Source organism: Gordonia sp. IITR100, assembly GCF_002009645.1.
Classification (GTDB): Bacteria; Actinomycetota; Actinomycetes; order Mycobacteriales; family Mycobacteriaceae; genus Gordonia; species Gordonia hongkongensis.
The window spans coordinates 291800-305738 of record NZ_MVKV01000003.1 but is presented as its reverse complement, the minus strand read 5'-3'; the positions used below and the strand labels follow the sequence as shown (position 1 = coordinate 305738).

Below are 13939 nucleotides of genomic sequence, written 5' to 3'. Positions count from 1 at the left end.
CAGAAGGTCTACAGACCCGCGGCGGCCCGCAGCTTCTCCGCGCGGTCGGTCCGCTCCCACGGCAGGTCGACGTCGGTACGACCGAAGTGGCCGTACGCGGCGGTCGGTGCGTAGATCGGGCGCAACAGGTCGAGGTCGCGGATGATCGCGAGCGGACGCAGGTCGAAGTTCTCGGTGATGACCCGCTCGATGACAGCCGGATCGACCTTCTCGGTGCCGAACGTCTCGACGAACAGGCCGACCGGTGCGGCCTTGCCGATCGCGTAGGCGACCTGGACCTCGATGCGGTTCGCCAGTCCCGCGGCCACGGCGTTCTTGGCCACCCAGCGCATCGCGTAGGCCGCGCTGCGGTCGACCTTCGACGGGTCCTTGCCGGAGAACGCGCCGCCGCCGTGACGGGCCATGCCGCCGTAGGTGTCGACGATGATCTTGCGGCCGGTCAGGCCGGCGTCACCCATCGGACCGCCGAGGACGAACTTGCCGGTCGGGTTGACCAGCAGACGGTAGTCGGTGGTGTCGAGGGTCGGCAGATCGATCTCGGCGAGTACCGCGTCGACGACCTGCTTCTTGATGTCCGGGGTGAGGAGGTTGTCGAGGTCGATGTCGGCCGCGTGCTGCGTCGACAGGACCACGGTGTCCAGACGAACCGGCGTGTCACCGTCGTACTCGATGGTGACCTGTGTCTTGCCGTCCGGGCGCAGGTACGGCAGCGTGCCGTTCTTGCGCACCTCGGTGAGGCGGCGCGACAGGCGGTGGGCCAGCGCGATCGGTACCGGCATGAGCTCGGGGGTCTCGTTGGTGGCGTAGCCGAACATGAGGCCCTGGTCGCCGGCGCCCTGGCTGTCGATCTCGTCCTCCGAGATGCCGCTGCGGCTCTCGTGCGAGTTGAAGACGCCGCCCGCGATGTCCGGGGACTGCGCACCGATGGCGACGTTCACGCCGCACGACGCGCCGTCGAATCCCTTCGTCGAGGAGTCGTAGCCGATCTCGAGGACCTTGTCGCGCACGATCTTGGGGATGTCGGCGTAGGCGGTGGTGGTGACCTCGCCGGCGACGTGCACCTGCCCGGTGGTCACGAGGGTCTCGACCGCGACACGCGCCTTCGGATCGTCGGTGAGGATGGCGTCGAGAATCGAGTCGCTGATCGCGTCACAGATCTTGTCGGGGTGTCCCTCGGTGACGGATTCGCTCGTGAACAGGCGTGACGAGGTGGTCATCAGATCCTCTCGAGATCTACGCGCGTCGGTGGTCGACGCGCCGCTGGCAGTGTCGGCCAGGTCCGACTGGCCGGGTGAATACATCCAACCTAATCGGTCGGTCGAGCTCCTCGACCATCAGGCACCAGTTGGCGCACTTCGTCAAGTATCCGGCTCGACATGAGTGTTTTCGACCCGAACGGCAATGCCGTCTCGTCGCCGGTGGCGGCGAGCAACCAGCCGGTGTTGTCCTCGGTTCCGAAGGCCTTGCCGTCGCCGACGGCGTTGACGACGAGCAGGTCACAGCCCTTGCGGGCGAGCTTGGCGCGGCCGTGGTCGAGGACGCCGCCGGACTCGTCGCCGGTCTCCGCGGCGAAGCCGACGATCACCGTCTCGGGAGGGATCCGGCCCTCGTCGCGGGCGGTGACCAGCCCGCGCAGGATGTCGGGGTTGGTGGTGAGTTCGATGGGCGCCGGGCCCGTGTCGCCCTTCTTGATCTTGGCGTCGGCGACGGCGATCGGGCGGAAGTCCGCGACCGCGGCGGCCATGATGACGACGTCGGCGTCGGCCGCGCGCTTGGTCATCTCCTCGGCGAGTTGCTCAGCGGTCGAGATGCGCACGATCGACACACCGGCCGGGTCACCCGGGTCGGCGGTGGACCCGGCGACGACGGTGACGCTCGCACCGCGTTGCGCAGCGGCGCGGGCAAGGGCGAAGCCTTGCTTGCCGGAGCTGTGATTGCCGAGGTAGCGGACCGGGTCGAGTGGTTCTCGGGTGCCGCCGGCACTGATGAGCACCCGGACCCCGGCGAGGTCGTATGGGAGTGCATCGGACCGGGCGAGGAGCAGTTCACCGATCAGTGCGATCTCCTGCGGGTCCGGGAGGCGGCCGCGGCCGGAGTCGGTACCCGTCAGGCGCCCCGACGCCGGGGTCATCACGACCGAGCCATGGGACCGGAGCGTCGCCACATTGGCCTGCGTGGCGGGGTGCTCCCACATCTCGGTGTGCATGGCCGGGACGAACAGCACCGGACAGCGGACGGTCAGCAGCGACGCGGTCAGCAGATCGTCGGCGCGTCCCTGGGCGGCGCGGGCCATGAGGTCGGCGGTGGCCGGGGCGATGACGACCAGGTCGGCACCCTGCCCGAGGCGGACGTGGGCGACCTCGTCGACGTCGTCGAACACGGTCGTGGAAACGGGATTACCGCTCAGCGCCTCGAAGGTCGCCTTGCCGACGAACTCGAGTGCTGCCGGCGTCGGCACGACACGGACGTCGTTGCCGGCCTCGGTGAAGTGCCGGATCACCGAACAGACCTTGTAGGCCGCGATCCCGCCGCCGACGCCGATCAGGACGCGACGCCGGGTTCCGGTCGCTGTCGTCATCAGGGGGCCGGGACTATTCGCCCTCGGTGTGCTCGAGCAGGTCGGAGTGGATCTCGCGCATGGCGATCGAGAGCGGCTTCTCCTGGAGGCCGGGCTCGACCAGCGGGCCGACGTATTCGAGGATGCCGTCGCCGAGCTGGTTGTAGTAGTCGTTGATCTGGCGTGCACGCTTGGCCGCGTAGATCACGAGCGCGTACTTCGACGACGCGCGATCGAGCAGGTCGTCGATCGGCGGATTCGTGATGCCCAACGGCGTGTCGTAGGCCGGTGCGTCGGCGATCTCGGTGATGTCGAAATTGGTCGGGGTGCTCACACGAACTCCTGCGTCGAGGTCTGGGTGTCGGAAAGGGCCGGTCAGGTCGCGGATGCGGCCGGCTGTTCAGGTCCGACCAGCAAGGATACCAACTCATCGACGGCGCGGTCGACTTCGCTGTTCACGATGACGTGGTCGAACTCGTCCTGCGCGGCCATCTCGGTGCGCGCGGTGGCCAGTCGGCGCTCGATCGCCTCGGGCGTCTCGGTGGCCCGCCCGGTCAGGCGGGCGACGAGTTCGTCCCAGCTGGGCGGCGCGAGGAAGACGGTGATCGCCTCCGGGAGCCGGGCCACGACGTTGCGCGCACCGACCAGGTCGACCTCGACCAGAACCGGCTTGCCGGCTTCCAGAGCGGCGAGCACAGGGGCGATGGGGGTGCCCGAACGCTGCAGCCCGCCGTGGATCTCGGCCCATTCCAGGAGTTCGTCGGCGGCGATCATCTTGTCGAAGTCGCCCGCGGACACGAAGTGGTAGTCGCGGCCGTCGACCTCGCCGGGCCGTGGGTCCCGGGTTGTTGCCGAGACGCTGAAGTAGACATCGGGTACCGCGGCGCAGACCCTCGCGACCACGGTGGACTTGCCGACGGCCGAGGGGCCGACCAAAACGATCAGTCGACCCCTCGTGCGTCCGGTTCCCTCGTGGTCCGGGCGGTGGTTCACCGCCGCGTCCACGGGTTCGTTCCGCTGCCGTATCCGGTTCGGTTGCTCACGCTCAGGAGCTGAACTTCTCGAGCAGAGCCTTGCGCTGACGGTCGCCGAGACCACGCAGGCGGCGGGTCGGGGCGATCTCGAGCTCAGTCATGATCTCCTGCGCCTTGACCTTGCCAACCTTGGGCAGGGCCTCGAGCAGGGCCGAGACCTTCATCTTGCCCAGGATCTCGTCGTTCTCGGCATCCTTGAGCACCTGCTGGAGATCGGTGCCACCGCGCTTGAGGCGCTCCTTGAGCTCCGCGCGGACGCGACGAGCGGCAGCTGCCTTCTCCAACGCAGCGGCGCGCTGCTCATCGGTCAACTGGGGAAGGGCCACGGGGTTCCTCCGTCTTTCGTTCTCGAGTGGGACTGCATCGTTCGCCCGGGGGCGTCCGAGGCTCTGTTGCCGTGCGACCGCGGCTGGATCGCCATCGCCGGCCTGTCAGCCGGGTCTGCACCCGGCCGACGCCATCAAAATGTTGGCGGCGAATGCGACCGTACCCACGTGAGCAGGCATTTGCGAGTGCGACCCCCCGTTTTCGGGGCGTTTTCTCATGTTGTAGGGCCTCGTGTGCGTTCACGGGAGCACAGCACCGATTCAGTGCCTCCCCCATCGCGCTGACTACGTGTTTCGTAGCATTCTCGCAGGTCAGCGCAACATCAGGCGACAAGGTGGTCGATAGCACAGCGAACGACCTCCCGTCCGGACGTCCCTCGACTGAGACGCGTGTGACACCAGTGATGTGGCCGGAATTTGTGGGATTGGACCGAGGGATCGCGCGTGTCGCGGGCAGCCCCACGGCCTCCCTGGGGACAGTTGACCGTCGTCGTCGGTGCATGCGGCTAGCATGATCTGACTTTCGGGGAAGTAGCTGATCGGGGGCGGTTGATGAAGGTGGTTCCGGCGCGGGTGCGCGAACTGGGCGAGAAGATGCGTGCGGTCGACGGAACGGTATGCAGGCTCGCGCCGCTCGACGGCGGGGTCGACGCCTCCAGTGGTGCCGGGGGCAACGAGCTCGCCGCGAACCTCAGGGATGCGGCGAAAGCTCTGAACAAGGTGATAGACCACCATGCCGACAGGTACCTGGGTTATGCCGACCTGTGCACGCGGGCCGCTGAGTCCTATGAGAACTCCGACCGCCATGGCGCAGCCGGGATCGAGTCCACTGCCGCCGTACCGGCGACGCCGGGAGGCTGAGCGGTGTCGGATGGATTCGCGTACACCGTCGAGAAGGTGCTGGCGTGGGACTTCGGCAGCGCGAGGACGGTCAGTGACCGGTTGACGTCGAAATCCGCCGACTTGAGGGGTACGGCCAGAGCAGCTGCCACGACCTTCGACGGCTCACTGGAGTACTGGCGCAGTGACGGCGGACGGGACGCCCGGGAGTCGTCGAACGCGCACGCGGACGCTGCCGATCGCAGTGCCACCGTGATCGAGTCGCTGGCCGGGAAGTTCGATTCCCTCTTGGCGTCGATGGAAGGCGAGATCGCCAACGTGAGGTCGAAGAAGGCCGAGGCACTCGGCTCGGAGTTCGAACTCGCCGTCGCCGGTGACGGGGAGGTCTACTCGACGAAGTCGAACCTCGAATGGCTGAAGACCTGGAAGTTGGCCTACCAGGTCAAGATCGTGCAGAAGGAGTCACTGGAGAGCTACCTCACCAAGGAGATCCGCGGTTCCCTGCGGCGCATCGAGGAGATCGACAAGGTCGGGTCCGAAGGGCTGCGACGGATACTCGAGAAACTCCCCGACTCCGTGAAAGCAGGAGCGGCGGGTCACCACTCCGATCCCCGGCTCGCCGAGATCCTGCGCGAGTATCAGGTCGACGCGTCCAAGGGCGGAGCGCGCCTGTGGCCGTCGGGCGACCTGCTCGACACGATCCGCAGGTTCGATCCGACGTTCAAGCCCACCCTCATGACGCCCGAGGAAGTCACCATGCTCGCCGAGATGGGGGCGACACCGGTGACGGGCTGGCGAGCGGTCTACGACTTCTTCCAGATCCAGTCGAAGGCGGATGCCGTTTCACAGCAACGACATCCCAACGCCGGAGACTCCAAGAGATCCCAAGCCGACGGACACGGTGACGCCTTCCGACATACGTACTGGAATGCTCTGATGACTGATCGGTTCGGCAAGGACTGGACCGAGCGATTTGCCACCGCTCATGAGGGCCTGGGCGGCAATCCGGCCCACCGCGAAGCGATGGATCTCTACAACAACGAGCTAGGACGACGAATCGCCACGGAGAACACAGACGCGACTCCGGAGGAACTCGCAGACCTCGTGGACCGAGCGGTGGCCAACGGCCGCACCCTGGTCCTCGACACGAACGGAAAGATCGAGTGGAGCGACAACGTCGAGAAACACCGCACGGGTATCGCATTGAAGACAGACATACCGCTTCAGATGCCCGGACGCTGAGATGAAGAACTCAAGACTCCACCGCCCCTGGCGCTGTTTGCTGACACTTGCGATGGCATCCCTCTGCGCTGCGACGACCGGTTGTCTCGCGATACCGCGCGTCGGCGACGACCCCCAGGTCGAATGCACGCGACATTTCGACCTCGACAGCACTGCAGAGCCATTGGGCTCTTCTGAGGCATTCATCGGGGCCGCAGAGGGATTCGCTGCCGCGACGAACACCTCACCGACCCTCAACGACATCGCGCACAGCGCCGGCTGGCGGCATGACGGTTGGGACCGACTTCTCAAAATCGGAGACCACAACCAGAGCGAGGACGTGAACGTCTACGCCGGAACCAGCGGTATCTGCTTCACCGGGTTCGTCAGCAGCGACCCCGATCGTGGCGGTTCCGACGGCTGGTACATCTTCTTCCACGGACCGGACCCCGTTCAGACGATCCCCTGGGGATACGACGCGGTGATCGAAACCGACGGCAACCCTGTTCTGGGGCGCGACGAGCGGCTGTCCCCAGACCAAACGGTGACACCACCGGTTCTTCGGCGAACGAACAGCGGAACGTCGTGAGCGAGTCGTGGCGGTCGCCGGAGCGGGCCTCGCCGTGGCGACCGCCGGTTGTCTCCCGACCCCGCGACTCCTGACCGCACCTCAGCCCAGCGCGGCCTCGACCTCGTCCCGGGTGCGAACGAAAGCGTCGCGCAGAGCGGTGGCATCGGGCCCGTATCGGAGCACGCCGCGGGAACTGGCGGGCAGCACCCAGGCCGGGTCGGCCCCCTCGAACACAATCGGCAGGTCGGCGGCCGTCGCACCCTGGGCACCCAGCCCGGGGGCCAGGATCGGGCCGCGGAGGCCGGCGAGATCGAGCCCGTGCTCACGTGTCGCCCCGACGACCAGACCGACGGTCGCGGTGCCGTCCGTGTTCTCGGCGGCCGCGGCGTCGACGATCGATTGCGCGACCGTCCGCTCCCCCACCTGCGCCCGCTGGAGCTCGCCGCCCTCCGGGTTCGACGTCCGCGCCAGCACGAAGACGCCGCGCTCGCCGGACCGCGCGAGATCAAGTGCAGGGCGCAGGGATTCGTATCCCAGGTAGGGAGACGCGGTGACCGAGTCGGCGCACAGCGGCGACGACTCGGACAACCAGGCCTGCGCGTAGGCGGCCATCGTCGAACCGATGTCACCGCGCTTGGCGTCGGCGATGACGAGGGCGCCCGCCTCGCGGCAGCCCGCGACGACGCGTTCCAGTACCGCGAACCCCGCGGACCCGAACGGCTCGAAGAAGGCGACCTGAGGTTTGATGACGGCGGCCACCGGACCCAGCGCCTCGACGCAGATGTCGGCGAACGCCGACAGTCCGTCGATGTCCACCGAGAGGCCCCACTCCGCGAGCAACGCGGCGTGGGGATCGATCCCGGCGCACAGACGCCCGCGCTCGGCGACCGCCCTTGTGTAGCGGCCGCCGAACCCGGACGCGTCCGTCACGAGCGGCCGGCCAGGTCGGCGTGCCGGTTCTGCAGCGACCGCACCCCGATGTCCCCGGTCATCGCGGCCTCGATGCCCTGCACGGCGGCCGAGGCACCCTGCACCGTGGTGATACATGGGATGTTCACCGACACCGCGGCGCTCCGGATCTCGTAGCCGTCGACGCGGGGCCCCGAGTTGCCGTACGGGGTGTTGATCACCATCGTCACCTCGCCGGCGCGGATGATGTCGACGATCGTGCGCTGCCCCTCGGCGGCCTCGAAGTGCTTGCGCACCGTCTCGCACTTGATCCCGTTGCGGCGCAACACGTCCGCGGTCCCCTCGGTGGCCAGGATGTCGAACCCCAGGTCGGCGAGGTGCTTCACCGGGAAGATCAGCGCCCGCTTGTCCTTGTTGGCCACCGACACGAAGATCTTGCCGCTGGTCGGGAGCGAGCCGTAGGCGGCGGTCTGCGACTTGGCGAATGCGCGACCGAAGTCGGCGTCGATGCCCATGACCTCGCCGGTCGACTTCATCTCGGGGCTCAGCAGGTTGTCGACCCCGCTGCCGTCATGGCGACGGAACCGATTGAACGGCAGGACCGCTTCCTTCACCGAGATCGGCGCCGTCGCCGGAGCCTCTCCGCCGTCGCCGGTGGCGGGCAGGATGCCCTGCTCCCGCAAATCGGCGATCGACGCGCCGAGCATGACGCGCGCACACGCCTTGGCCAGGGGCACCGCGGTGGCCTTGGAGACGAACGGCACCGTCCGGCTCGCGCGCGGGTTGGCCTCGAGCACGTAGAGGATGTCGTCCTTGAGCGCGTACTGGACGTTGAGCAGACCCTTGACGCCGATGCCCTTGGCCAGCGCCTCGGTCGAGGTCCGCACCATCTCGAGGTCGGCGCGGCCGAGAGTGACCGGCGGCAATGCGCACGCCGAGTCACCGGAGTGGATTCCGGCCTCCTCGATGTGTTCCATCACGCCGCCGATGTAGACCTCGTCGCCGTCGCACAGGGCGTCGACGTCGATCTCCACCGCGTCTTCGAGGAACCGGTCGACCAGTACCGGATGATCCGGGGTCAGCTCGGTCGCGCGAGAGATGTAGTCCTCCAGGGACTTCTCGTCGTAGACGATCTCCATGCCGCGTCCACCGAGGACGTACGACGGCCGGACGAGCACCGGGTACCCGATCCGGGCGGCGGTGTCGCGGGCCTCGTCGAAGCTCGTCGCGGTACCGAACGCCGGGGCCGGTAGTCCGGCGGCGGTCAGCACCTTGCCGAACTCGCCGCGATCCTCGGCGAGGTCGATGGCCGCCGGGCTGGTGCCGACGATCGGCACCCCGGCCTCCTCCAAACGGTGCGCGAGACCGAGCGGCGTCTGGCCGCCGAGCTGGACGATGACACCTTCGACGGTGCCCGACTCCGATTCGGCGTGGTAGACCTCGAGGACGTCCTCGAACGTCAGCGGCTCGAAGTAGAGACGGTCGGCGGTGTCGTAGTCGGTGGACACCGTCTCCGGGTTGCAGTTGACCATGACGGTCTCGTATCCGGCGTCCGACAGGGTCAATGCGGCGTGCACGCACGAGTAGTCGAACTCGATGCCCTGACCGATGCGGTTGGGGCCCGAACCGAGGATCAGGACCTTGGGGCGCTCCGTCTGGGGCGCGATCTCACTGGTCGCCCCGGGGTCGAGTTCGTAGCTCGAGTAGTGGTACGGCGTCTTCGCCTCGAACTCGGCCGCGCAGGTGTCGACGGTCTTGTAGACCGGCCGTACGCCCAGCCCGATCCGGTGGGCGCGAACGGCTGCCTCGTCGGCGAAATCCGAACGCAGAGCGGCGATCTGACGGTCGGAGAAGCCGGTGGACTTGGCCTCGCGCAGCAACGGCTCGTCCAGTGTGTCGGCGTCGCGGATCTCCGCTCCGAGCGCGGCGATCCCGCCGATCTCGGCGAGGAACCAGGGATCGATCGCAGTGGCCTCGTAGAGGTCCTCGATCGTCGCGCCGGCCTCGAAGGCGAGCATCAGCTTGTACAACCGGCCGTCGCGCGGGGTCTTGATGTCCTCGAGCAGGGCGGGCACGTCGACCGTCGCCGGGTCAGGGCGGTTGGGCTCGGCCCAGAAGCCGCCGGCCTTCGTCTCCAGCGACCGCATGACCTTGCCGAGTGCCTCGGCGAAGCTGCGACCGAGGCTCATGGCCTCGCCCACCGACTTCATCGTGGTGGTCAGCGTGTCGTCGGCGCCCGGGAACTTCTCGAACGCGAACCGCGGAGCCTTCACCACGACGTAGTCGAGCGTCGGCTCGAAACAGGCCGGCGTCTCCTTGGTGATGTCGTTGACGATCTCGTCGAGGCTGTACCCGATGGCGAGCTTCGCGGCGATCTTCGCGATCGGAAAGCCGGTGGCCTTCGACGCGAGCGCCGACGACCGCGACACGCGCGGATTCATCTCGATGACGACGAGGCGCCCGTCGCGCGGGTCCTGGGCGAACTGGATGTTGCAGCCACCGGTGTCGACGCCGACCTCGCGCAGGATGTCGATGGAGAGGTCGCGCATGATCTGGTACTCGCGGTCGGTGAGCGTCATCGCCGGGGCGACGGTCACCGAGTCGCCGGTGTGGACGCCGACCGGGTCGAGGTTCTCGATCGAGCAGACGACCACCACGTTGTCGCGGTTGTCGCGCATGAGCTCGAGCTCGTACTCCTTCCACCCGAGGATCGACTCCTCGATGAGGACGTTCGCCGTCGGGGAGGCGGCGAGACCGCCCCCCGCGATCCGGTCGAGGTCCTCGTCGTCGTAAGCCATTCCCGAGCCGAGACCGCCCATGGTGAACGACGGCCGGACGACGACCGGGAACCCCAGTTCGGCGACGGTGTCCCGCACCTCGTCCATCGTGTGGCAGACGCGGGACCGGGCGCTCTCCCCGCCGACCTTCTCGACGATGTCCTTGAACATCTGCCGGTCCTCGCCGCGCTGGATGGCGTCGAAGTCGGCGCCGATCAGCTCGATGCCGTACTTCTCCAGCGAGCCGCGATCGTGCAGTGCGACAGCGGTGTTGAGTGCGGTCTGACCGCCGAGGGTCGCCAGCACGGCATCGATGGGATGCCCGGCGTCGCGTTCGGCCTCGATGACCTTTTCCACGTACTCGGCCGTGATCGGCTCGATGTAGGTGGCGTCGGCGAACTCCGGATCGGTCATGATCGTGGCCGGGTTCGAGTTCACCAGGCTGACCCGCAGGCCCTCGGCCTTGAGGACCCGACAGGCCTGCGTGCCGGAGTAGTCGAACTCGCAGGCCTGACCGATCACGATCGGCCCGGACCCGATGACCAGGACGTGGTTGATGTCTTCGCGGCGCGGCATCAGGCACTCGCTCCTTGGGACTTGTCCCCTTCGAGCAGGGTGACGAACTTGTCGAACAGGTAGGCGGCGTCGTGGGGACCGGCGGCCGCCTCGGGGTGGTACTGCACCGAGTAGGCACGACCGGAGAGCAGCTCGACGCCCTCCACGGTGCCGTCGTTGGCGCAGACATGGCTGACCCGGGCGCGGCCGAAGTCGGAGTCGAACTCCTCGCCCGCCTCGCCTTCAAGGGCGAAGCCGTGATTCTGCGAGGTGATCGAGACCTTGCCGGTGGCGTGGTCGACGACCGGGATGTTGATGCCCCGGTGGCCGAACTTCATCTTGTAGGTCGACCGGCCGAGCGCGCGGCCCAGGATCTGGTTGCCGAAGCAGATGCCGAAGAGCGGGATGTCCTGGCCGAGCACCCCGCGGGTGAGTTCGACGATGTCGTCGGCCGTGGCCGGGTCGCCGGGACCGTTCGAGAGGAACACCCCGTCGGGTTTGAGGTCGGCGATGGCGTCGAGCGCGACGGTCGCGGGCAGCACGTGGGTGCGGACGCCGTGTTCGGCGAACATCCGCGGCGTGTTGGTCTTGATGCCCAGGTCGATGGCGGCCACCGTGAACCGGTGCTGGTCGAGGGGTTCGACCACGTAACCGCTGTCGGTGGTGACCTCGTCGGCCAGCCGGGCGCCCTTCATGTCCGGCTGGTTGCGCACGCGGGCGACGAGTTCGTCGGTGTCGGCGAGCGCCGGGCCGGAGAAGATCCCGGCCTTCATCGACCCGTGGTCGCGGAGGATGCGCACCACGGTGCGGGTGTCGATACCGCCGATCCCGACGATGCCCTGACGGTCCAGCTCCTCTTCGAGAGAGGTCGTCGCGCGCCAGTTGGAGACGCGTCGGGTGGGGTTGCGAACCGCATACCCCGCGACCCAGATCTTGCCCGAGTCACCGTCGACTCCGGTGCTCCCGGCGCTGCCCGTGCTCTCGCCGTCCTCGGTGTTCCAGCCGGTGTTGCCGATCTGCGGCGCCGTGGCGACCACGATCTGCCGGTGGTAGCTCGGATCGGTCAGGGTTTCCTGATAGCCGGTCATCGCGGTGCAGAACACCGCCTCGCCAAGGGTCTCGCCGACTGCGCCGAAGCTCCGGCCGGTGAACACCTGGCCGTTCTCCAGCACCAAGACCGCTGTGTTCATTCCTGTGCCCCTTGTCCCTGTGGCCCGTGGCCACTGTCATGCGTCCCGGCGAAGGCGCTCACCCAGCCGGGGTAGATCGTTTTGTCGTCGGCGCGCACCCCGGAGTCGATCTCGGTGCCGCTGGGCAGGACCCAGCGGATGGCGAGGACGCCGTCGGCGGTCATCACCTTGCCCGCGATGCCGCGTTCGGTCCGGACCGCGGTAATCGATTCCCGGGGAATCCAGAGGTCACTGGCTCCCTGACGCGCGATGAGGATGCCCCTCTCGAACTCGGTCAGCACCGAGGACGCCCGGTCGCCGATGTCGCCGACGGTCACCCGGTTCTGCCAGCTCGGCGCGATGGTGCTGCCGAGGTAGAGGCCGGTATCTGGACCTCTGAGTACCGCGCCCGGCTCGGTGGGGATCGTCGGAAGCGTGCCGATCACGTCGGCCTGCGCCGCGGTCTTCTTCCGATTCCCGGTCGCCAGCAGGTAGAACACCGACGCCACCCCGAGGGCGAGCAGTGCGACCACGCCGATGAACCAGGCGTTGAAGACGATTTTGCCGTATCCGAGCAGCGACGCGATCACCGAGGCGACCACCAGCACCGCGAGGATCGCCGGTACCAGTCCACGCCTGGGTCTCGCGGTCATCGGGTCACCTGCCCGTCGTGGGCCGTCACCACGCCACGCAGCACGGTCGCGGTGACGGTGGCGGGCATGGTCATCGACTCGAACGGGGTGTTGTCCGAGAGGCTTGCCAGCTCGGGACCGTGCACCACCCAGGACGTGTCCGGGTCGACGACGGCCAGATTCGCCGGCTCGCCGACCTCGATCGGACGGCCCTGATCAGTCAGTTCGACGATCTGCGCGGGCCGCTCGCTCATCACACGCGCGACGCCGCGCCAGTCGAGCAGGCCGGGCTTCACGAGGGTCTCGACGATGATCGGCAATGCGGTCTGCAGGCCGAGCATCCCGGGCTTGGCCTGGGCGAACTCGCAGCACTTCTCCTGCGCGGCGTGCGGGGCGTGGTCGGTGGCCACACAATCGACGATCCCCTCGGCCAACGCCTGTCGCAACGCCTCTTTGTCGCGGACCTCGCGCAGCGGCGGATTCACCTTGTTGACCGGGTCGTACGTCTCGAGCCGGGAGTCGTCGAGCAGCAGGTGATGCGGGGTCACCTCGGCGGTGATCGCGATCCCCTGGTCCTTGGCCCAGCGGAGAAGTTCGACGGTGCCCTCGGTCGAGGCGTGGCAGATGTGGATGCGTGCACCCGCGTCGCGCGCGAGCAGGGCGTCGCGGATGACGATCGACTCCTCGGCCGCCCGCGGCCAGCCCGCCAGGCCGAGGCGCGAGGCCGTGGGCCCCTCGTTGGCAACGGCTCCGACGGTCAGTCGCGGCTCCTCGGCGTGCTGGGCGATGAGGACGCCGAGCCCGGTCGCGTACTCGAGCGCGCGGCGCATCAGGAGCGGATCGTCGACGCACTTGCCGTCGTCGCTGAACATCCGGACGCCTGCGGCACCGGCGGCCATCATGCCCATCTCGGCGAGCTGCTTGCCGGCCAGACCCACGGTCACGGCGCCGACCGGGTACACGTCGACGAGTCCGACCTCGCGCCCGGACCGCCACACGTTGTCGGTGACGGTCGAGTTGTCGGCCACCGGGCTGGTGTTGGCCATCGCGAAGACCGCGGTGTAACCGCCGAGCGCGGCGGCTGCCGAACCCGACCGGATGGTCTCGGTGTCCTCGCGGCCCGGCTCCCGCAGGTGGGTGTGGAGGTCGACGAACCCCGGCAGCAGCACGCCGCCCTTGCCGTCGATCGTCTCGGTGCCGTCGGGCACGGTGACCGCGGAACCCATCTCGCTGATGATGCCGTCGACTACGAGGACGTCGATCGGGTCACCCTCGCCGTATGGACGAACGGCGCGGAGAAGAACGGATCCGGTGCGGGCGGTCACTTCACATCTCCTGACACGATGTC

Annotated in this window: 13 protein-coding genes; 3 read left to right on the top strand and 10 right to left on the bottom strand. The window is 68.0% G+C overall.

Features of this window, described 5'->3' with window-relative positions; all coding sequences use genetic code 11:
* Window positions 1-8: 8 nt before the first annotated feature.
* The 5 genes from metK to mihF form a co-directional block, all read right to left on the bottom strand.
* Window positions 9-1220 carry a methionine adenosyltransferase gene (gene metK, locus B1818_RS07815; protein WP_217700282.1) on the bottom strand — a complete coding sequence of 404 codons (1212 nt, stop codon included), beginning with the start codon at window positions 1218-1220 and terminating at the stop codon, window positions 9-11.
* 86 nt (window positions 1221-1306) lie between these two features.
* The gene (gene coaBC / locus B1818_RS07810) at window positions 1307-2578 is read right to left on the bottom strand and encodes a bifunctional phosphopantothenoylcysteine decarboxylase/phosphopantothenate--cysteine ligase CoaBC (RefSeq protein ID WP_078112362.1); all 1272 of its coding nucleotides are present in this window, start codon (window positions 2576-2578) and stop codon (window positions 1307-1309) included.
* Between the two features lie 13 nt (window positions 2579-2591).
* Window positions 2592-2891 (bottom strand): DNA-directed RNA polymerase subunit omega, encoded by a 300-nt coding sequence (gene rpoZ, locus B1818_RS07805; protein ID WP_004021987.1) that lies wholly within the window; start codon window positions 2889-2891, stop codon window positions 2592-2594.
* Window positions 2892-2932: 41 nt separating this feature from the next.
* Entirely contained in the window at window positions 2933-3562 is a 630-nt protein-coding gene (gene gmk / locus B1818_RS07800) for a guanylate kinase (RefSeq protein ID WP_137808803.1), read from the bottom strand.
* A gap of 40 nt (window positions 3563-3602) precedes the next feature.
* Window positions 3603-3917, bottom strand: a complete 315-nt coding sequence (mihF, locus tag B1818_RS07795) for an integration host factor, actinobacterial type (RefSeq protein WP_004021989.1) — start codon at window positions 3915-3917, stop codon at window positions 3603-3605.
* Window positions 3918-4469: 552 nt separating this feature from the next.
* Here mihF and B1818_RS07790 point away from each other — a divergent pair.
* From B1818_RS07790 to B1818_RS07780, 3 genes are read left to right on the top strand one after another with little or no spacing between them, the layout of a single operon-like run.
* Window positions 4470-4778, top strand: coding sequence for a type VII secretion target (locus tag B1818_RS07790; RefSeq protein WP_078112361.1), 309 nt, complete (start codon window positions 4470-4472; stop codon window positions 4776-4778).
* A 3-nt stretch (window positions 4779-4781) separates the two neighbouring features.
* Window positions 4782-5999: a hypothetical protein gene (locus tag B1818_RS07785; protein ID WP_078112360.1), complete on the top strand. Its 1218-nt coding sequence runs from the start codon at window positions 4782-4784 to the stop codon at window positions 5997-5999.
* 52 nt (window positions 6000-6051) lie between these two features.
* Window positions 6052-6567, top strand: a complete 516-nt coding sequence (locus B1818_RS07780) for a hypothetical protein (protein ID WP_078112359.1) — start codon at window positions 6052-6054, stop codon at window positions 6565-6567.
* 81 nt (window positions 6568-6648) lie between these two features.
* Here the strand turns inward: B1818_RS07780 and pyrF are convergent, their stop codons facing one another.
* The 5 genes from pyrF to B1818_RS07755 are packed head-to-tail and all read right to left on the bottom strand — an operon-like array spanning window position 6649 to window position 13916.
* Window positions 6649-7479, bottom strand: a complete 831-nt coding sequence (gene pyrF / locus B1818_RS07775; RefSeq protein WP_078112358.1) for an orotidine-5'-phosphate decarboxylase — start codon at window positions 7477-7479, stop codon at window positions 6649-6651.
* Window positions 7476-10811 (bottom strand): carbamoyl-phosphate synthase large subunit, encoded by a 3336-nt coding sequence (gene carB / locus B1818_RS07770; RefSeq protein WP_078112357.1) that lies wholly within the window; start codon window positions 10809-10811, stop codon window positions 7476-7478. The genes pyrF and carB overlap by 4 nt, the downstream gene beginning before the upstream one ends.
* The gene (gene carA, locus B1818_RS07765) at window positions 10811-11980 is read right to left on the bottom strand and encodes a glutamine-hydrolyzing carbamoyl-phosphate synthase small subunit (protein WP_078112356.1); all 1170 of its coding nucleotides are present in this window, start codon (window positions 11978-11980) and stop codon (window positions 10811-10813) included. The genes carB and carA overlap by 1 nt, the downstream gene beginning before the upstream one ends.
* On the bottom strand, window positions 11977-12612 hold the full coding sequence (locus tag B1818_RS07760; protein WP_078112355.1) for a hypothetical protein: 636 nt from the start codon (window positions 12610-12612) through the stop codon (window positions 11977-11979). The genes carA and B1818_RS07760 overlap by 4 nt, the downstream gene beginning before the upstream one ends.
* Entirely contained in the window at window positions 12609-13916 is a 1308-nt protein-coding gene (locus tag B1818_RS07755) for a dihydroorotase (protein WP_078112354.1), read from the bottom strand. Before B1818_RS07755 ends, B1818_RS07760 begins: the two co-directional genes overlap by 4 nt.
* Window positions 13917-13939 lie beyond the last annotated feature (23 nt).

Coding starts and splice junctions, on each gene's coding strand:
- B1818_RS07780 (WP_078112359.1), top strand. CDS start 6,052: ATGGCATCCCTCTGCGCTGCGACGACCGGTTGTCTCGCGATACCGCGC.
- carA (WP_078112356.1), bottom strand. CDS start 11,980: ATGAACACAGCGGTCTTGGTGCTGGAGAACGGCCAGGTGTTCACCGGC.
- B1818_RS07790 (WP_078112361.1), top strand. CDS start 4,470: ATGAAGGTGGTTCCGGCGCGGGTGCGCGAACTGGGCGAGAAGATGCGT.
- carB (WP_078112357.1), bottom strand. CDS start 10,811: ATGCCGCGCCGCGAAGACATCAACCACGTCCTGGTCATCGGGTCCGGG.
- coaBC (WP_078112362.1), bottom strand. CDS start 2,578: ATGACGACAGCGACCGGAACCCGGCGTCGCGTCCTGATCGGCGTCGGC.
- B1818_RS07760 (WP_078112355.1), bottom strand. CDS start 12,612: ATGACCGCGAGACCCAGGCGTGGACTGGTACCGGCGATCCTCGCGGTG.